General features: G+C 64.4%; 21 protein-coding genes. 9 read left to right on the top strand and 12 right to left on the bottom strand.

Going from position 1 to position 16,707, the window contains the following annotated elements:
* Positions 1-185 precede the first annotated feature (185 nt).
* Positions 186-1,115: an isopenicillin N synthase family oxygenase gene (locus LHJ54_RS05800; protein ID WP_228242966.1), complete on the bottom strand. Its 930-nt coding sequence runs from the start codon at positions 1,113-1,115 to the stop codon at positions 186-188.
* Between the two features lie 10 nt (positions 1,116-1,125).
* Positions 1,126-2,439, bottom strand: coding sequence for a NupC/NupG family nucleoside CNT transporter (locus LHJ54_RS05795; protein WP_228242965.1), 1,314 nt, complete (start codon positions 2,437-2,439; stop codon positions 1,126-1,128).
* Positions 2,440-2,608: 169 nt separating this feature from the next.
* Here LHJ54_RS05795 and LHJ54_RS05790 point away from each other — a divergent pair, with 169 nt between their 5' ends.
* Positions 2,609-3,271 (top strand): queuosine precursor transporter, encoded by a 663-nt coding sequence (locus LHJ54_RS05790; RefSeq protein ID WP_228242964.1) that lies wholly within the window; start codon positions 2,609-2,611, stop codon positions 3,269-3,271.
* Between the two features lie 103 nt (positions 3,272-3,374).
* On the opposite strand, the gene LHJ54_RS05785 is transcribed toward LHJ54_RS05790, so the two are convergent.
* The gene (locus LHJ54_RS05785; RefSeq protein WP_228242963.1) at positions 3,375-4,241 is read right to left on the bottom strand and encodes a dienelactone hydrolase family protein; all 867 of its coding nucleotides are present in this window, start codon (positions 4,239-4,241) and stop codon (positions 3,375-3,377) included.
* Between the two features lie 159 nt (positions 4,242-4,400).
* On the opposite strand from LHJ54_RS05785, the gene LHJ54_RS05780 reads away from it, so the two are divergent.
* Both LHJ54_RS05780 and LHJ54_RS05775 read left to right on the top strand, forming a co-directional pair.
* Positions 4,401-4,841 (top strand): hypothetical protein, encoded by a 441-nt coding sequence (locus LHJ54_RS05780; RefSeq protein WP_228242962.1) that lies wholly within the window; start codon positions 4,401-4,403, stop codon positions 4,839-4,841.
* Positions 4,842-4,977: 136 nt separating this feature from the next.
* On the top strand, positions 4,978-5,580 hold the full coding sequence (locus LHJ54_RS05775) for a phosphatase PAP2 family protein (protein WP_228242961.1): 603 nt from the start codon (positions 4,978-4,980) through the stop codon (positions 5,578-5,580).
* 6 nt (positions 5,581-5,586) lie between these two features.
* Here the strand turns inward: LHJ54_RS05775 and LHJ54_RS05770 are convergent, their stop codons facing one another.
* The gene (locus tag LHJ54_RS05770; RefSeq protein ID WP_228242960.1) at positions 5,587-6,603 is read right to left on the bottom strand and encodes a nitronate monooxygenase family protein; all 1,017 of its coding nucleotides are present in this window, start codon (positions 6,601-6,603) and stop codon (positions 5,587-5,589) included.
* A 113-nt stretch (positions 6,604-6,716) separates the two neighbouring features.
* Between LHJ54_RS05770 and LHJ54_RS05765 the strand changes: the two genes are divergently transcribed.
* Complete coding sequence (locus LHJ54_RS05765) at positions 6,717-7,175, top strand: hypothetical protein (RefSeq protein ID WP_228242959.1); 459 nt, start codon at positions 6,717-6,719, stop codon at positions 7,173-7,175.
* A gap of 4 nt (positions 7,176-7,179) precedes the next feature.
* Here LHJ54_RS05765 and LHJ54_RS05760 read toward each other — a convergent pair whose 3' ends face one another.
* Positions 7,180-8,469 carry an aspartate kinase gene (locus LHJ54_RS05760; protein WP_373457056.1) on the bottom strand — a complete coding sequence of 430 codons (1,290 nt, stop codon included), beginning with the start codon at positions 8,467-8,469 and terminating at the stop codon, positions 7,180-7,182.
* 51 nt (positions 8,470-8,520) lie between these two features.
* Between LHJ54_RS05760 and ubiG the strand changes: the two genes are divergently transcribed.
* The 3 genes from ubiG (at position 8,521) to LHJ54_RS05745 (ending at position 11,170) form a co-directional block, all read left to right on the top strand.
* Positions 8,521-9,270 (top strand): bifunctional 2-polyprenyl-6-hydroxyphenol methylase/3-demethylubiquinol 3-O-methyltransferase UbiG, encoded by a 750-nt coding sequence (ubiG, locus tag LHJ54_RS05755; RefSeq protein ID WP_228242958.1) that lies wholly within the window; start codon positions 8,521-8,523, stop codon positions 9,268-9,270.
* A gap of 11 nt (positions 9,271-9,281) precedes the next feature.
* Positions 9,282-10,346, top strand: coding sequence for an AI-2E family transporter (locus tag LHJ54_RS05750; protein ID WP_228242957.1), 1,065 nt, complete (start codon positions 9,282-9,284; stop codon positions 10,344-10,346).
* Positions 10,347-10,408: 62 nt separating this feature from the next.
* Positions 10,409-11,170: a bacteriorhodopsin gene (locus LHJ54_RS05745; protein WP_228242956.1), complete on the top strand. Its 762-nt coding sequence runs from the start codon at positions 10,409-10,411 to the stop codon at positions 11,168-11,170.
* Here LHJ54_RS05745 and LHJ54_RS05740 read toward each other — a convergent pair.
* Positions 11,158-12,210: a glycerophosphodiester phosphodiesterase gene (locus LHJ54_RS05740; protein WP_373457055.1), complete on the bottom strand. Its 1,053-nt coding sequence runs from the start codon at positions 12,208-12,210 to the stop codon at positions 11,158-11,160. The genes LHJ54_RS05745 and LHJ54_RS05740 overlap by 13 nt on opposite strands.
* Entirely contained in the window at positions 12,189-12,536 is a 348-nt protein-coding gene (locus LHJ54_RS05735) for an ArsC family reductase (protein ID WP_228242955.1), read from the bottom strand. The genes LHJ54_RS05740 and LHJ54_RS05735 overlap by 22 nt, the downstream gene beginning before the upstream one ends.
* A gap of 292 nt (positions 12,537-12,828) precedes the next feature.
* On the opposite strand from LHJ54_RS05735, the gene LHJ54_RS05730 reads away from it, so the two are divergent.
* Positions 12,829-13,068, top strand: coding sequence for a hypothetical protein (locus tag LHJ54_RS05730; protein ID WP_228242954.1), 240 nt, complete (start codon positions 12,829-12,831; stop codon positions 13,066-13,068).
* A 40-nt stretch (positions 13,069-13,108) separates the two neighbouring features.
* Here the strand turns inward: LHJ54_RS05730 and ruvC are convergent, their stop codons facing one another.
* The 3 genes from ruvC to LHJ54_RS05715 are packed head-to-tail and all read right to left on the bottom strand — an operon-like array spanning position 13,109 to position 14,672.
* Positions 13,109-13,582: a crossover junction endodeoxyribonuclease RuvC gene (gene ruvC, locus LHJ54_RS05725; protein WP_228244308.1), complete on the bottom strand. Its 474-nt coding sequence runs from the start codon at positions 13,580-13,582 to the stop codon at positions 13,109-13,111.
* The gene (locus tag LHJ54_RS05720) at positions 13,579-13,929 is read right to left on the bottom strand and encodes a DUF3147 family protein (RefSeq protein WP_228244307.1); all 351 of its coding nucleotides are present in this window, start codon (positions 13,927-13,929) and stop codon (positions 13,579-13,581) included. The genes ruvC and LHJ54_RS05720 overlap by 4 nt, the downstream gene beginning before the upstream one ends.
* Entirely contained in the window at positions 13,929-14,672 is a 744-nt protein-coding gene (locus tag LHJ54_RS05715) for a YebC/PmpR family DNA-binding transcriptional regulator (protein ID WP_228242953.1), read from the bottom strand. Before LHJ54_RS05715 ends, LHJ54_RS05720 begins: the two co-directional genes overlap by 1 nt.
* Before the next feature lie 49 nt (positions 14,673-14,721).
* Between LHJ54_RS05715 and LHJ54_RS05710 the strand changes: the two genes are divergently transcribed.
* Positions 14,722-15,492 (top strand): type II CAAX prenyl endopeptidase Rce1 family protein, encoded by a 771-nt coding sequence (locus tag LHJ54_RS05710; protein WP_228242952.1) that lies wholly within the window; start codon positions 14,722-14,724, stop codon positions 15,490-15,492.
* A 12-nt stretch (positions 15,493-15,504) separates the two neighbouring features.
* On the opposite strand, the gene LHJ54_RS05705 is transcribed toward LHJ54_RS05710, so the two are convergent.
* A complete protein-coding gene (locus LHJ54_RS05705; RefSeq protein ID WP_228242951.1) occupies positions 15,505-16,380 on the bottom strand; it encodes an SDR family oxidoreductase in 876 nt (291 codons plus the stop codon).
* An 84-nt stretch (positions 16,381-16,464) separates the two neighbouring features.
* Positions 16,465-16,701, bottom strand: coding sequence for a DUF2312 domain-containing protein (locus tag LHJ54_RS05700; RefSeq protein ID WP_228242950.1), 237 nt, complete (start codon positions 16,699-16,701; stop codon positions 16,465-16,467).
* Positions 16,702-16,707: the final 6 nt, after the last annotated feature.

Raw genomic sequence — 16,707 nt, 5'->3', positions numbered from 1 at the left:
GGTCGTCTCGCGATGGCCAAGGCACTGGCGATGTTACAGCCGTGTGACAAGCGGCTGTGGAAATCGCCGCTAGCCGAAAGTAACGCGGAAACTCTTTCTTTTCAGAACGTTGGTGTGTTGCACAAACGCATCATGCCGGAAGATTCTGCATCTTCGGCGCCTCAGCTTGTGCACTGCACCATTTATCAGGCCAAATTGATCTCGCGCAGACGCTGTTGCAGGAACGCGTGGCTCGAAATCGGTTCAGGGTGATCGTCGGGCGCGGCCGAGTCGATGCAGCTTGGCAGGGTTTCTATCACGAAATCGGGGCGAAAATGCAGAAAGAACGGCATGGAATAGCGCGAGCGATAGGCCGCCTCTCCGCGCGGGTTCACCACGCGATGCTTGGTCGAGGGCAGGCGATTGTTCGTGAGCCGTTCAAGCATGTCGCCGATGTTGATCACAAGCGCGCCCTCGGGCGTATCGACCGCTTTCCACTCGCCCTGCCGGGTGAGCAGTTCCAGCCCCGCCTCTTGCGCTCCTAGCAACAGGGTGATGGTGTTGATGTCGCCATGCGCCGCCGCCCGGATCGCCCCTTCGGCATCTGCGCCGGTCAGTGGTGGATAGTGCAGCAGCCGCATCACCGAATTGCCGTCGCGAACCGTGTCGGCAAACCAGTCCTGCGGCAGCCCCAGATGCAGGGCAATCGCCTCCAGCACACGGGCGCCGGCCTGTTCGAAGGCGGTGTACAACTCTTCGAATGTTTCGCGAAAGCCCGGGACCTCTGTCGGCCAGACATTGGCGCTCATGTATGGGGTAAACGGATGCCCGTCCGGCAACGTCCGGCCGACGTGCCAGAACTCCTTCAGGTCGTGGACCTGCGCGTCCTTCGCCCGTTCGGTTCCGAACGGGGTGTAACCCCGCGCTCCCCCACCGCCAGGCTGGTGATATTGGCGCTTCACCGCGTCAGGAAGAGCGAAGAACTCCTTTGTCAGCGCCTCCGCACGGGCGATCAGCTGGACCGGGATGCCGTGGTCGCAAACCACGGCAAAGCCGTATTCTTCGAACGAGCGGCCCAGCTCCTGCGCTACGTCTTCAAGCGGGCGGGCGATGGACACGGTGGCGATATCGGACATGGGCGCCGCTTTAATATGGGAGGAAGAGACCGGCAAGCGCAGCGCTCATCAGATTGGCGAGCGACCCCGCAGCGAGCGCGCGCAGCCCCAGCCGCGCAATCACCGGCCGCTGGTTCGGAGCAAGGCCACCCGTCACCGCCATCTGGATCGCGATGGAGGAGAAATTGGCGAACCCGCACAGCGCGAAGGTGACGATTGCCCGGCTGCGCTCGCTCAGGGCCGCAGCATCAAGGCCACCCAGTTCGATAAAGGCGACGAATTCGTTCAAAACGATCTTGGTTCCGAACAGTCCCCCGGCAACGCCGGTCTCCTGCCACGGCACACCGATAAGAAACATGACGGGCGCGAATACGAAACCGAGCAGCCGCTGGAACGACAAGTCGGGCAGGCCAAAGAGCCCGCCAGCCCAGCCTAGCAAGCCATTTGCCAGCGCCACCAGCGCGACGAAAGCCAGCACCATCGCACCGACCGCCACCGCCAGTTTGACGCCGGTTTGCGCCCCCATGGCGGCGGCCTCGATCACGTTTGCCGGCTTTTGCCCTTCTTCGAAGCTTTCGGCGGCCTCCACCTCGTGCGGACGTCCGGCCTCGGTCAGCGCCGCCGGACCTTCTGCGCTGATTCGCGCTTCAGGCAGAAGGATTTTTCCCTCCGCCTGCGGTAACGGTTCGTCTTCGTCCGGCATGATGATCTTGGCCATCAGGATACCGCCGGGCGCGGACATGAAGGCCGCTGCAAGGAGGAAGGGGAGATAGCTTGGCCCGAGCAACCCGGCATAGGCGGCAAGAATGGTTCCCGCGACCCCGGCCATGCCGACGCTCATCAGGGTGAACAATCGGCTTGGCGCCAGTGCGGCGAGGTATGGCCGCACGACCAGCGGGCTTTCTGACTGGCCCACAAATATGTTCGCGGCGGCGCCGAGCGATTCGACGCGGCTGATCCCGGTCAACCAGCCGATCGCCCCGCCGACCCACCGCACCACCCGCTGCATGATACCCAGATGATACAGGATGGAGACAAGGGAGGCGAAAAACACGATCACCGGCAGCGCGCCCAGAGCAAAGGTGTTCTGCAGCGGGTTGTCCGCGCCGAACAGAAACGCGGTGCCTGCCCCGGCGTATGACAGCAGCGCGGCAACCCCGTCCGACATCGCGCGGATGACCTGTCGCCCGCCGGTCGTCGCCAGCACCAGAAAGGCAAGCAACGCCTGCAGGCCAAAGGCGCTGGCCACGACCCGCAGCCGGATGCGGCGGCGCGCAGTGGACAGGGCAAAGGCAATGAGCAGGATGACGGCGATGCCCGCCAGGCTGATAACGAATGGCGGCATGAAACGCTGGTCCTCCCGCAGACCCGATTGACCCCGCCATGCTCATTGCCCGGCGCGGCTCTCGCGTCAAATGTTGAGTTCGGGAGTTGGGCACCTTCCTTGTGGATGGTTGCGTGGCGATGGACCTTCGGTGCTTCCCTTTCGCGGTGGAAAGCCATAGCCGTGCGCGATGAGCCTGACCCAGACCGCCACCCCGTCGATCGCCCGCTCCCTGTTCGTTTTTGCGCTGATCTACGGCGGCATGACGGTGATTGCGGGGGTACTCGCCTTCAAGCAGGTCGCTTTCGTGGGCCTGGCAGTCGAAAGCGGCATCTTCGCCTTCCTCGTCCTTGTTGTCCTTTCAAGCGCCGTCGCGCAGCTGCATGGTCGGCCGGCGGCGGATCGCATGGTATTATGGGGCTTCGTGCCGCTGGCGATTTCCGTGCTGCTGATCGTCGTGGTGCTGCAACTGCCGCCCTCGGCGGAGATGTCGGGCGAACGACTCGCCGCCTTCAACACTGTCCTGTCGAGCACACCGCGCATCATGGCGGCGGGGCCGATCGCCTATGGCGTGTCGCTCCTGCTCAATGTCTGGCTGTTCGACAGGCTGCGCGGACGCGCCGCGGCGAGCAACAATGGCTGGTGGCTCATGCTGCGCGGCGGGCTGGCGTCGGCCATCAGCCAGGCGATCGATTCGGTGATCTTCATCACCCTGGCGTTCTATGGCGAATTCCCGATCGCGGACCTCATCGTGGGACAAGCCCTGGCCAAAATCGTGCTGTCCTTTGTTCTGGTCCCGCCGCTCATCGTGCTGGCGGTCAAAGTTGGCCACAAGCTCGACCGGCGGGGCTAGTCGCCACCGCCGGGTTTTCACCATCTGCGGACGGCTTGGACGACACCCGGCGGTGAATGCCCCGCGCAATTGGGCGGCGGCCGCGATCAGGGCCGCCGCCTGTTCACAAGGCTCCGCGGTAAAGCTCCAGCAGCATGGCGTAGGCGCGCTCACCCTCCGCCCGCTGAAAGGCCGGCGAATCGGGGACAGTCCAGCCGTGATCGGCCCGAAACACCTCCACCCTCGCAGCCCGTCCCGCCGCATCTGCGGCTTCGCGCAGCACGGTCTTGTGCGTGGGCGCCTGCGCATCGTCATCCTGGGATATGGCAATTAGGTAACTTGCCTCGGATTGGGCAAAGGTCTGGTGCGGGCTGGTCGGCTGGTCCGTCACAAGGCCGCCGCCATGAAAGCTTGCCGCGGCCTTCACCCGCGCGGGGACCGCCGCCGCACTCCAGACAGCGAATGGGCCACCCATGCAATAGCCCTCGACCCCGACGCCGCGGGCGCTGTCCACCTCGTCCTGGGCACCGAGCCAGGCGACCGCCTCGCGCGTATCCTGCCCGATGGCATCTTTGGTCAGCTTGGCCCGCCATGGCCGCACTTTCTGGAATCCGCCATCGGCCACGAAGGCGGCAAAGTCCGGCCAGACGGGCGCGCGCACGTCGCGGTAATAGGGATTCATGACCAGCACGGCGAACCCTTCCGCCGCGAGCCGGTCAGCCATCTGGATGAACACGGGACGCAGGCTGGCAACATCAGGCCAGATGATCACACCGGGATGACGGCCCTCGGCCGGCGCCGTGAAGTAGGCATCGTTGACACCGTCGACGAGCTGGACGGAAACTCGTCGACCCTGCACCCTGGCACTTGTCTGCCCCGCCCCGCTCATGGATGTGCATGCGGCCAGAGCACCCGCGGCGCCCAGCATGCCCAACCCCCTGCGGCTGATCGCCTGCTTCGCCCACTTCTCCAGCATCGCCTCTTCGCACATGGCCGATCCTTCCCTGCTGCTTCGGCAACAGGTCATAGGCCGGGCACATGGGCGCGGCAATCGCATTAGTCGGCCTGAAAAATGCTGCAATTGATCCAGGTCAAAGCGCGCTACCGGGAAGTTCGCCAAAATGTCTGCACTACCCAAGGAGACGTTCCGATGACCCGTCCGCTAAGCAGGCTCGAACTGGCGCAGACCAACCAACTTGTCGCCGCGCCGCAGTTGAAACCGAATATTCCCCAGGATCTCCAGCAGCGCAACTTCGGCCTACCCGTGGCGATGCACACGGCCTTCTTTGGATTGTTCATGGGGTTTTTTGCCGTAACCGGCATCGGTTTTGCCAGTCCTGAGATGGCCTTGCCGATGGCCATCTGCGTCATCTTCACCGCAGGATTTTACCTGGTGCCTATGGCGTGGGCGCGCATGAAACCGGAAACCAACAGCACCCGCGCGCAGACGCTGGGCGAATTGGAGCGGCACGGCATCATGACCTACACCGGCTGGTGCAGCGGCCGCGATGCCGCTGTGCAGACGTTGATCCTGCCGACACTGGTGCTGTTCTGGGGCATCGCCCTGGTGACGATCGCCGCAACCGTCTGACAGCAACCGAGCGCAAACGACAGAGGTTCGCGAGCATTGTGCTGGCGAACCTCTGCTTACCTGTTGTGGCAGCGGGAACGCATGGGCCCGCTGGAACGCTTATGGCGTTGATCCAGTAAGGCGAATGCAATCATCGATGGCCACTTCCTCACGTCAGACCGTTCCGCCCGCCGGCGATGACGCGAACTCCATCGAGCAGGCGGATGTCGCCATCGCGCGGGAAGCGGGCCGGTATCGCAGGCATCCGGTAGTCAGGACGATGGGCGCGATCAGCGAACTCGCCGATCAGCCGCCCCTTATCGCGATCTGTGCGGCGACGCTGGGAGCCGGTCTGCTGACGCGGCGGCCGCGCCTGGCGCTGGCGGGAGCGCGGATGCTGTCGGCCCATCTGGCGGCCACGGCGGCAAAAACCGTAATCAAGCGGCAAGTTGATCGCACGCGGCCCAAGCTGCTGGTGGACGAGAATCGCTACGAACGCGGCGCGGGTGAACGCTACGAGGGCGACTTCAACAGCTTTCCGTCCGGCCACACTGCGGGCGCAGTCGCAGTCGCGCGCGCGGTGACGCGGACATACCCGGATGCAGCGCCAGCGGCAGGGTTGCTGGCCACCATGGTCGCGCTGGTGCAGATCCCTAGATGCGCCCACTATCTCAGCGACATCACTGCCGGCGCTGCAATCGGCTGGGCAGCAGAGGCGATTACCGAACGGGTGTTTGAGGCCGCCGGGTGGCGCACATAGGCCGATTCACCGCCGCGAGAGCGCGGCTTCGCATTCGTTCATCAGTTCGGCCATGATGTCGGCCGCCGGTTCCTCGCGGCGCACCATTCCTACCGATTGCCCGGCCATCAGGCTGCCGTTTTCGACGTCGCCGTCGATGACCGCGCGGCGCAGGGCACCGGCCCAGTAGTGCTCCACCTGCAACTGCGCTTCTTCCATCGCAACTTCGTCGCGGTCGAGCGCTCCGGCAATCTCGCGCTGCTTGGCATTGAACAGGTCGCCGCCCTTGTTGCGCAGGGCCCGCACTGGAATGACCGGCAGACGCGGATCGATCTGCACGCTCGCCACCGCATCGCGGGCCGAGGCACGGAAGAAAGCCTTCTTGAAGTCGGGATGCGCGATGCTTTCGGTGGCGCAGGCAAACCGGGTGCCAAGCTGCACGCCGGCCGCCCCCATCTCAAGATAACCGGCGATCGCTTCGCCGCGACCGATCCCGCCCGCAACAAAGACCAGGTGATCCTCGGCCAGTTCCGGCAGCATTTCCTGCGCCAGCACACTGGTGGAGACAGGACCGATATGCCCGCCTGCCTCCATCCCCTCGATGACCAGCGCGTCCGCACCCGACCTCAGCAGCTTTTTGGCCAAAGCCAGCGTAGGCGCGAAGCAGACGACCTTCGCGGCCGCACGGCCGCCCTTGATCGCTTCCACGCTGCCCTTGGGCGGGATTCCGCCTGCGAGTACGACGTGGCTTACGCCATGCCGGTCACACACCTCGATAAGATCAAACAGGGCCGGATGCATGGTGATGAGGTTGACGCCGAACGGCTTATGCGTGCGCTCTCTGGTGGCGGCGATTTCGGCATCGAGCAGTTCGGGGGTCATTGCGCCGCACGCGATCACGCCGAACCCACCCGCATTGCTGATCGCCGACACGAGATTGCGTTCCGACACCCAGCTCATCGCGCCGCACATGACGGCGTGTTCGGTGCCGAGGAACGCGGTGCCGCGGGCCATCAGCCGCGAAGTTCTGGGATAGGTCGTCATGGGGAGTGCCGCTTAGGCCGCTGCTTTGCTGGCGGCAAGCCGGATACCATCGCGGCACTGCGCGTTGGTCCGGCAAACGCCGGCGCTTCGGCCCTAACCAGACTGGAAAGCTCATGAACCTTCGCAAACCCTGGCAGCTCATGCTTCTGGCGAGCACCGCACTCACCCTGTCCGCCTGCGGTCAGGAAACAGCGGAGATGGCGGAGCCTGCCGGCCAGCCCGTCAACGCTTCACCGACAGCGGCGCCCGGTGTTCCGCAGGCCGAACTGGATGCGCGGCAATCGCTGTCCACCATTGGGATAGCCGCGCGTGAATTGCAGGAAGCGCAGGATTTGGACAGTGCCCGCAGCGCGCTAGACCGCCTCGAAGCGCAGGTCGCGCAGAGCGGAGGCCGGATTCCTGCTGACTTTCAGGCACGGTTCGATACGGCCGTGGGTGCTGCCCGCCAGGCGATCGCGGCAGGCGATGTGGCCGCAGCGAGAGCTGCCGGACAGACGATAATCGACATTGTCCTCACTTCCGAGCGCGTTCAGGATCCCACCCTGGTGGACCCCGCCGCGACCGGGCAGTAGCCCGTCAGGCAGTCTCCTCCTCATCCAGTCCATAGGCGCTGTGCAGCACGCGCACGGCCAGTTCCGTTTCATCCTCGTCGATCATCACGCTGACCTTGATCTCCGACGTGGTGATCGCCTGGATGTTGATCCCCCGGTCGGCCAAGGCACGGAACATGGTCGCCGCGACGCCCGCATGGCTCTTCATGCCGACACCCACGACGCTGATCTTGGCAATGTGGCTGTCGGTGATGATCCGGTTGTAGCCGATCACATCCCGCCGGTCTTCAAGCAGCGCCTGGGCGCGCAAAAGGTCGGTCTGCGGCACGGTGAAGGTCACATCGGTCTCGCCCTTGTCGCGGCCGACGTTCTGGATGATCATGTCGACGTTGATCGACGCGGCGGACAGCGGCTGGAAGATGTTGGCCACCGAGCCTGGGCGGTCGGGAACCCGCGTGAGGATGATCTTCGCCTCGTTCTTGTCGTGCGCGATGCCGGTGACGAGCTGCCGTTCCATGTGTCCATTCTCCACCATCTGATTCATCTCGCCTTCGGAGATGATGAGTGTGCCCGGCAGGTCATCCGCCGGCGTCGCGTTGTCGTCGATGAAGGAGGACAGCACCTGCACCCGCACCCCTTCTTTCATGGCAAGCCCCACCGAGCGGGTTTGCAGAACCTTTGCCCCGACCGAGGCCAGTTCGAGCATTTCCTCGTACGTCACCGCTTTCAGCTTGCGCGCACGGGCAACGATGCGTGGATCGGTGGTATAGACCCCGTCCACGTCCGTGTAGATGTCGCACCGGTCCGCATGAATGGCCGCCGCCACCGCCACGGCCGACGTATCAGACCCGCCGCGCCCCAGCGTGGTGACTCGCCCCTGATCCGACATGCCCTGAAAGCCGGGGATCACTGCGATTTCGCCCGCGTCCAGTGCCCGCAGCAGAGCATCCGCCTCGATCGCTTCCACGCGGGCGCGCGAATGCGCCTCGATCGTGCGGATCGGCAATTGCCAGCCCAGCCAGCTGCGCGCCGGGCACCCCATCGCTTGCAGCGTAAGAGCCAGCAGCCCGCTCGTCACCTGTTCACCGCTGGCGACCACCACGTCATACTCCGCCGGGTCGTACAGCGGGTTGGCTTCGCGGCAGAAATTCACCAGCCGGTCGGTCTCTCCCGCCATCGCAGAGACGACCACCACGATTTCGTGCCTGGTGCCGTCGGCGGCGTGCTGCTGACGGCGCACGATATTGGCAACGCGGCGGATGCGTTCCGTCCCGGCCATGCTGGTGCCGCCAAACTTCATAACGATGCGCGCCAAGCCGTGTGCCTCCTGCTGGATTGCAACCGCCTGCGCTGTTAAGGAGGGTGGATGAGCGATGCAACCACCGCCGCCGCCTCCGCCACGATCCGCCCGGACGAGGCGACGCATTTCGGCAGACTGGCGGCGGACTGGTGGGACCCGGCGGGCAGCTCGGCCATGCTGCACCGGCTGAACCCGGTGCGCCTGCAATTTCTGCGCGAAGCGATCGACCGGCACTGGCGCACCGATGCAGCCAACCGGCGGCCACTGGCGGGCAAAAGCGCGCTGGATGTCGGTTGCGGCGCGGGCCTGCTGTGCGAGCCGCTGGCGCGGCTGGGTGCGGAAGTGACCGGGGTGGACGCAGCACCGGAAAACGTTTCTGCGGCCGCCGCCCACGCCGAGCAAGCCGGTTTTGCGCAGATCCGCTATCTCGCCGGCGAACTCGGCGACCTCGACCTAGGCACCTTCGATCTGGTCACTGCGCTGGAGGTGGTCGAACATGTGGCGGACAAGGCGGCATTCATCCACGCGGTCAGCGAAAGCGTCGCGCCCGGCGGTCTGCTGGTCATGTCCACCCCGAACCGCACGGCGGCTTCCGCTCTGTTGCTGTCCGGCGCTGCCGAATGGATCGGCGCAATACCACGGGGCACACATCACTGGCGCGACTTCGTAACACCCGAAGAACTGGAAGCACTGCTGACCGCAGCCGGCTTTGCCGTGATCCGGCGTAGCGGGGTGGCGTTTACCCCGACGCGCGGCCTGCATCTGAGCGATAACATGGCGCTGAACTACATCGTCGCAGCAGCGCGCTCCGAATAGCAGAGCGGCCAGTGCCCATCCTCAGCCCCCCGCCGGAGGACGCGGCCTTTCTGCGGCGGGTGTTCCAGCTGATTGTCCTCGCGCTGGTGATTGTGGTGGTGGTCCTCACGCAGGAACTGCTCCTGCTCGCCTTCGGATCGCTGCTCATCGCACTGCTGCTGAGCGCGGTGGCGGACTTCCTCGTGCGCCATACTCCGATGGGTCGCGGCCCCGCGTTGGGGGTCGCAACAACCGCCCTGCTGGGCGTGCTGGCTCTCATTGGCTGGCTGTTCTATTCGGAACTGGCGGCGCAGGCGCAGATACTCGGGCGAGACATTCCGGTGGCGTGGGAGGCATTGCAGGCGAGTTGGCGCGAGCAGCCAATCGGCGCCCTCCTGCTCGACTCGGTGCAGTCGCGCGGTACGGTGACCTGGCTCACGAACGAGGCGCGCGCCATCGTGACCGGCGCGGCCGTTGTGCTGTTCAACTTCCTTATCGTGCTGGCCGCGGCGGTGTTCTTTGCCGCCGACCCCGGCCGCTACAGGGACGGCCTGGCATTGCTGTCGCCGCACAGATACCGCCGCGTGACCTGCGAAACCCTGATCGAGATCGGGACCGCCTTGCGCCTGTGGCTGGTGGCGCAAACGATTTCGATGGTCGTGCTCGGCGCTCTCATCACGCTGGGCCTGTGGTTGTCGGGCGTGCCCGCATACGGGGCGCTGGGCATCCTTGGCGGACTGGCGGAATTCATTCCGTATGTCGGCCCGATCCTGGCCATGGTTCCCGCCCTGCTGCTCGCGTTCGCGGGGCAAGGTTCGCTGACTGGCGTGATCCTGACGTATGTCGGCGTTCGTCTGGTTCAGATCAACATCGTGACCCCGCTGGTCACAGGTCGCGTGGTGTCAGTGCCGCCCGGCTTTTACATCTTCTTCATTCTGGCGGCTGGCTACATCTTCGGCACCTTCGGCCTGTTCTTCTCGGGGCCGCTCGCCATCGCGATCTATGCAGGCTGGCTCAAGCTCTACTCGCGAGAGATTCTGGGCGATCAGGTGGAACTGCCAAGCGAGCATGCGCAGGGAGATCGGGCAAGCGGCTGAGGAACCATGCGCCCGCAGCAGTGTTCCGGCCAAACGCTTAACCATTTGCCAGGAAAACAGGGATGACCAACGCGACGCAGGAGTTCTGGCTGTGGCTCTACGTCGCATGCATGGCCGCAGGCGCGATCGTCATCATTGCCTGGAGTCGCAACCCAAAGGGCGTCCCGCATTACGAGTATGCCGCGGCGGCGTTCATCCCGATCTGGTCGGGCCTTGCCTATATGGCCAGTGCGCTGGATCAAGGGATCGTTCTGAACAACGGCCATTCGGTCTATCTGACCCGCTACGCCGACTGGGTCGTCACCACACCACTGCTGCTGGCAACCCTCGCCTGGACGGCTATGTGGAGCGTGAAGAAGCACACCTCCCTCATCATTGCCATCATGGGTGCGGACGTAATCATGATCCTGTCTGGCTTGATGGCGGATCTTAGTGCCGACGACGGGGTGAAGTGGCTGTGGTACACGATCGGCTGCGTCTGTCTCGTCATCATCTTCTACATCGCCTGGGGTCCGTTTCGCCGGATCGCCTACTCCCAAGGTCAGGAGGTCGGTTCGACTTACGTGAAGGTGGCGACATTCCTGTCGGTGTTGTGGGTCGGCTATCCGCTCATCTGGGCCTTGGGCCCCTCGGGAATGGGCCTGCTTGACAGCACCACGGATGTTGCACTGTTCGTTGTTCTGCCGATCTTCTCCAAGGTGGGATTTAGCCTTTACGACCTGTATTCCCTGCGCGCCCTGTCGGCGCGTGTGCCCGCGCATCACGTGCGCGAGGGGCATGAGCACCACGGCGCCCCGCACACGTTCGGCGCTCAGCGTTCCTGACCTCGCGCGCTGACTGCCAGGGCAGGGTCGTCGGTGAACACTGCGTCCATTCCGCTCGCGGCGAGCAGTCGCCAGAACCCCGCGAAATCTCCCGTCGCTCCTTCCCCGCCTGCTGATCGCAATCGCGCCGGGAGAAACGCGTTCTCCTTGCGCAGTGTCCAGCCGTGCACCTGCAATCCTGCCCGGTGCGCGTCGGCGATCAAGGGGGTGGCTCCTCCGCTCTCGTCCAGTACCAGCCGCAAGTCCGGGCCGATGGCAGCGGCATACCGGGCGATTTCCGCCAGTCCGGCAGGCGTCACCATGTCGGCATAAAGCATCCCCGGCTCGTCTGCCGGACCCCCTTGCGCGGCGACCAGCTGAACGAGCCGCAGATCGGTCAGCCGGGCTAGCCGCCGCAACGGCGCCACCTCGAAGTTCTGGATGAACACGGGATCCTCGGCCCTGGCATAGCCCGCCCGCCTCAGTTCCAGGACCAGCAAATCCACCGTGTCGATGCCCGCCTCCTGCAGCAGAAAGGTGGGATGCTTGAGTTCCGGGTATATCCCGATCCGCCGCCCCGTCTCCGCCTCCCTCGCCTTCACAAGGGCAATGATTTCCGCAAAAGTGGGTACCGGGTACAGACCGTCGAAGCGCGCATTGCCTGGCCGCAGTTGCGGCAAGCGTTCGCGGGCGCGCAGTGTGCGTACTTCCTCCAGCGTGAAATCTTCCGCAAACCATCCGGTCACCAGCGTCCCGTCGATGGTCTTGGACCGCCTTCTGTCCGCAAAGCGCGGGTGCGCGGCAACATCGGTGGTTTCGCCGATCTCGTTCTCGTGCCGGGCGATCAGCACTCCGTCCCTGGTCACGACCAGATCGGGTTCGATGTAATCGGCACCCTGATCTATCGCCCGCTCGTAAGCGGCCAGGGTATGTTCCGGCCGTTCGCCGCTGGCGCCGCGATGCGCGATGATCAGCATGTCGTTCTCCGCCAGCAATGGGGTCGCAAAGCCTAGTAACAGGATGCCGTGGAGCAGCCATTTCAGCACAGGGCATTCTCCCATTCGCTGACGGAGAAGCCGACCAGCACCCGGCCGCCATGCTCCATCACCGGCCGCTTGATGAGTGTCGGATGTTGCAGCATTGCGTCGATTGCGGCTGCGCGGTCCTGCACGACCCGCTCCTTGTCGGGCAACTTGCGAAATGTCGCGCTGCGCTTGTTCAGGAGCGAATGCCAGTCCGCAGCGTCGGCCCACCGCTCTACCCTGTCGCGCGAAATGCCGTCGGCACGCACGTCATGAAAGGTGTAGGCGATATCCCGCTCCTCCAGCCAGCGGCGCGCCTTCTTCACCGTGTCGCAATTGGGGATGCCGTAGAGGGTCATTGCCATCGTTCTGTCGCTCCTGAAGAACACGTGGACCGCCTGTTACACTGTCCAGGCGCAAACATGCCGGCCGCCGACAACGTTCGGCCGGTTTGCCCGGTGGCACGTCGAACGAAGCTGGCGATCTTGCGCATGACGAACTGCTAGCAGGCCGGGCCGCCGTAGGACACCCAACGGCACGTTGCGCCCGTCCGCCGCGCCTTGCGAACGCGTTAGCCGAAAGCCGATGCACTGCGGGAGCAAATCCTGCGGTGAGGCGTAGTCAGGCTACAATCCCCTTGAAACAAAAGGAAACATCATGTTGAAACTCGCAGCCCTCGCCGGCCTCGGCTATGCCGGCTACAAGTATTATCAGAAGAATGGCAATCCGTTCGACAAGTCAGCATCGAACGACAGCTATTCCGGGGTCAACCGGACCATCGGCGGCACCTCGTCGGGCAGTTCCGCGCTGAGCGGGTCGAGCGCCACGGGATCTTCGACTTCCCCGACCGGAGGGTCGTCAAGCTTCAGCGACAGCCCGTCGCTCAAGACCAGCTGATACTTTGGCCGCCCGGTTCCCATAAGCGGTAACGGGCGGCTTAATACGACCCGAGATGCGCGTCGGCGATGGCCACCGCCAGAGCGTCGGCAGCATCCGGTCCGGCCGGCTGAGTACCCCCCAGCAAGACTTTCAGCATCGCCTGCACCTGGCGTTTTTCCGCCGCACCTGTCCCCACAACGGCTTTCTTCACCAATCGCGCGGCATGTTCGCGCACCGGTATGCCCTGCGCTCCGCAAGCGGCGAGCACTACGCCTCTGGCCTGCGCCAGTTTCAGCGTCGATTGCGGGTTCCTGTTTACAAAGACCTCTTCGCAAGCGCCGCGATCCGGCCGATAGGTCAGGATGACTTCCATCACGGCGGCATGGATGGAGGCGAGGCGCAGCGGCATGGCGGCGCCGGCGTCCGTCGCGATCTGCCCGTTGGCGACGTGCACAAGGCGGTTGCCCTCCACCCGGATCACTCCCCAACCCGTGCAGGACAACGAGGGGTCAAGCCCGAGAAGGACAGTCAGAGCCGTAGTCCCAGACGCGGGCCCAAGTGCATCATGGCAAGATAAAGGATGACGGTCACCGCTATACCCGCCCCCAGCGCCAGCCAGAACGACCATCCGCCGCGCAACAGGGCCGGTATGATCAGGAACATGGGCAGGCTGGGCAGCACATACCAGAAGGTCGCTTCCGCATGCACCGCCATGTTCTCGCGGTCCGGTCGGCTGTGCCACAGAAAGATCATGCCCAGGACCGATACCAGCGGCAGCGCGGCGACCAGCGCCGCCACTGTGGGCAGGCGTCGCCCGATCTCGGCAATCGCAGCAATCATCGCCCCGGCGAGCAGCGCCTTGGCGATGACGTGCCAGATCACCCCACCCGCTCCATCACTTCGTCGCTGATCTCGTAATTGCCCCATACTGTCTGCACGTCATCGTCGTCGTCCAGCGCATCGATGAGCTTTAACAGGGTTGCCGTGTTCGCGTCGTCCATTGCAACGGTGATCGTCGGTTTCCACGCCAGCTTCACCGTTTCCGCCGGTCCCAGCACCTTTTCAAGATCGGCAGCGACCTGGTGCAGGTCATCCGCAGCCGTCCAGATTTCATGGCCGTCGTCAGAGGAAGCGATATCCTGCGCCCCGGCTTCCATGGCGGCTTCCAGCACCTGCTCCTCGCCGCCTGCGCTGGCCGGATAGACGATCAGTCCCAGCCTTTCGAACCCGTGTGCGACACTGCCCGACGCGCCCAGATTGCCGCCGTTCTTGCTGAACGCCGTGCGGATGTTGGTTGCCGTCCGGTTGCGGTTGTCGGTCAGAGCCTCAACGATGATCGCGCTGCCGCCGGGGCCGTACCCTTCGTACCGCACCTCCTCGTAATCCTCCCCGCCGGCCGCGCTGGCCTTGTCGATGGCGCGCTGGATGTTGTCCTTGGGCATGGACTGCGCCTTGGCCGCGTTCACGGCCAGCCGCAGGCGCGGGTTCATGTCGGGATCGGGCATGCCCATTTTCGCGGCCACCGTGATCTCGCGCGAGAGCTTGGAAAACAGGTTGGAGCGCTTCTTGTCCTGCGCACCCTTCCTGTGCATGATGTTCTTGAATTTGGAATGGCCGGCCACGCTTGTTGTTCTTTCACTCAATGGAAACGGATTGGGCCGCATTAGCCGCATGATGACCTATTCCTCAACCCTTCCGGTGGCGCACTCGCTGACCGGAGAGTGGCGCCGCTTTGCCGTTTTCCTGCGCCGTCCCCGGCCACCGGCGAAAGCTGCCGGGTTCAGCCGCAAGACGCTGCTCGCGACGGGGCGCCTGTTGCTCCTCGACTACGCGGTCATGGCGCTGCTGATGGCGATCGGCGGTCTGGCAATGCTGGGCGGGGTCGAGTTTCCCGACAACGAGCTGGAAGGGATCGACTGGAATCTTGGGTGGGTGGCGCTGGTCGTGCTGGCCGCCCCGCTGTACGAGGAACTGGCGTTCCGCAGCTGGCTGTCCGGCAGAGGGGCGCACCTGGCCGCGGTGGGCGCATTCATCGCCGGCTTCGTCCTGACCACGGTGATTGCCGGAGGCGTCGGCCTTGGCCTGGCCGATCCCGTGCAGGAGGTAGGCGCCGCCGGCGGTCTGGGCGTGGTCGTCGGCGCGGTGCTCGCCTTGCTGGCCCTGTGGCGCGTCCCGCAGGGGCCGCCGCTGCGCTGGTTCGCCACGCTTTTTCCGCTGTTCTTCTGGGCCAGCGCGCTGCTGTTCGCCAGCATTCACCTGTTCAACTACACTGGAGGATTCAGTCCGCTGCTTCTCGCTCTGGTGGTGCCGCAACTGATCGCCGGTACTATCTTCGGCTATGCCAGGGTGCAGTACGGTTTATGGTCGGCAATACTGCTCCACGTGCTGCACAACGGCACGGCCCTCACCCTCGCGCTGCTGACAGCCGATCTGATGGGTTAGCCCCGCCCAAGGTCAGTTGCCGACGATCGTCCCGCCGTTCGGGTGCAGCACCTGTCCCGACATGTACGAACTGTCCTCGCACGCCAGGAACAGGAAACACGGTGCGACCTCGTTCGGTTCACCCGGCCGGCCCATGGGCGTGTCCTTGCCGAACTCGGGGATCTTCTCCTTGGGCTGTCCGCCGAACGGGTTGAGCGGGGTCCAGATCGGTCCCGGCGCCACGGCGTTGACGCGAATGCCTTCGCTGACCAGGTTTTCCGACAGGGATCGGGTAAAGGCGGTGATCGCCCCCTTCGTGGCGCTGTAGTCCAGCAGGATTTCGGCACCCTTGTACATCGTCACGCTGGTGCAGTTGATGATTGCCGCGCCCTTTTTCAGATGCGGGCGGGCGGCCTGCACCAGGTAGAACATGGAAAAGATGTTGGTCTGGAACGTGCGTTGCAGCTGTTCCACCGTGATGTCGGTGATGTCCTTGTCCGGGTGTTGCTCGCCGGCATTGTTGACCAGAACATCCAGCCGGCCCCAGCGGTCGATGGTGTCCTGCACCACCTTGTCACAATGGGCCTTGTCGCCCAGATCCCCGGCGATGATGATCGCCTCGGACCCTTCGGCCTCGCACGCCTCCTTGGTTTCCTGCGCGTCGTCATGCTCATTGAGGTAGGAGATGCACACCTTTGCCCCTTCGCGGGCAAACAAGACGGCGGTGGCGCGCCCGATGCCGCTGTCGGCGCCGGTGACGATCGCAACCTTGTCCTTCAACCGGTCCGATCCGGGATAACGCGGCTGCCACTGCGGCTTGCGCTCCATCTCGGATTCATGACCCGGCATCCTCGGCTCTTCGGCAATATCGGTGATGAAGGCGGCGTCGGTGCTGGTCTGCTGGGTCATGGCGGTAAATCCTTGGCAAGAAAGTCTTTGCCGGTTCAATCCCGATCTCCGCGCGCTGTTCCGCCCGGCTGTCGCGCCAGGGGGTCAGCCCATGCCCAACGCCGCCTTGTAGGTTTCCAGCACCATGTCCTGCTCTTCCCTGTCATTCGGCTTCATTTTCCTGAGGCGGACGACCTGACGCATGATCTTGGGGTCGTAACCGACCGCCTTTGCCTCTGCATACACGTCGCGAATGTCGTCGGCGGTGCCCTTCTTCTCTTCCTCCAGGCGCTCGATCCGCTCGATGAGAAGGCGCAGGCGGTCGTCGGTGGCATCGGCCATTTACAA

It is taken from the genome of Porphyrobacter sp. GA68 (assembly GCF_022605525.1).
Taxonomy (GTDB): domain Bacteria; phylum Pseudomonadota; class Alphaproteobacteria; order Sphingomonadales; family Sphingomonadaceae; genus Qipengyuania_B.
This window is presented reverse-complemented; position numbering and strand designations above follow the sequence as displayed.

Coding starts and splice junctions, on each gene's coding strand:
- LHJ54_RS05700 (WP_228242950.1), bottom strand. CDS start 16,701: ATGGCCGATGCCACCGACGACCGCCTGCGCCTTCTCATCGAGCGGATC.
- LHJ54_RS05730 (WP_228242954.1), top strand. CDS start 12,829: ATGTTGAAACTCGCAGCCCTCGCCGGCCTCGGCTATGCCGGCTACAAG.
- LHJ54_RS05705 (WP_228242951.1), bottom strand. CDS start 16,380: ATGACCCAGCAGACCAGCACCGACGCCGCCTTCATCACCGATATTGCC.
- LHJ54_RS05800 (WP_228242966.1), bottom strand. CDS start 1,115: ATGTCCGATATCGCCACCGTGTCCATCGCCCGCCCGCTTGAAGACGTA.
- LHJ54_RS05770 (WP_228242960.1), bottom strand. CDS start 6,603: ATGACGACCTATCCCAGAACTTCGCGGCTGATGGCCCGCGGCACCGCG.
- LHJ54_RS05740 (WP_373457055.1), bottom strand. CDS start 12,210: ATGGGAGAATGCCCTGTGCTGAAATGGCTGCTCCACGGCATCCTGTTA.
- LHJ54_RS05795 (WP_228242965.1), bottom strand. CDS start 2,439: ATGCCGCCATTCGTTATCAGCCTGGCGGGCATCGCCGTCATCCTGCTC.
- LHJ54_RS05735 (WP_228242955.1), bottom strand. CDS start 12,536: ATGGCAATGACCCTCTACGGCATCCCCAATTGCGACACGGTGAAGAAG.
- ubiG (WP_228242958.1), top strand. CDS start 8,521: ATGAGCGATGCAACCACCGCCGCCGCCTCCGCCACGATCCGCCCGGAC.
- LHJ54_RS05765 (WP_228242959.1), top strand. CDS start 6,717: ATGAACCTTCGCAAACCCTGGCAGCTCATGCTTCTGGCGAGCACCGCA.
- LHJ54_RS05745 (WP_228242956.1), top strand. CDS start 10,409: ATGACCAACGCGACGCAGGAGTTCTGGCTGTGGCTCTACGTCGCATGC.
- LHJ54_RS05785 (WP_228242963.1), bottom strand. CDS start 4,241: ATGTGCGAAGAGGCGATGCTGGAGAAGTGGGCGAAGCAGGCGATCAGC.
- LHJ54_RS05775 (WP_228242961.1), top strand. CDS start 4,978: ATGGCCACTTCCTCACGTCAGACCGTTCCGCCCGCCGGCGATGACGCG.
- LHJ54_RS05790 (WP_228242964.1), top strand. CDS start 2,609: ATGAGCCTGACCCAGACCGCCACCCCGTCGATCGCCCGCTCCCTGTTC.
- LHJ54_RS05710 (WP_228242952.1), top strand. CDS start 14,722: ATGATGACCTATTCCTCAACCCTTCCGGTGGCGCACTCGCTGACCGGA.
- LHJ54_RS05780 (WP_228242962.1), top strand. CDS start 4,401: ATGACCCGTCCGCTAAGCAGGCTCGAACTGGCGCAGACCAACCAACTT.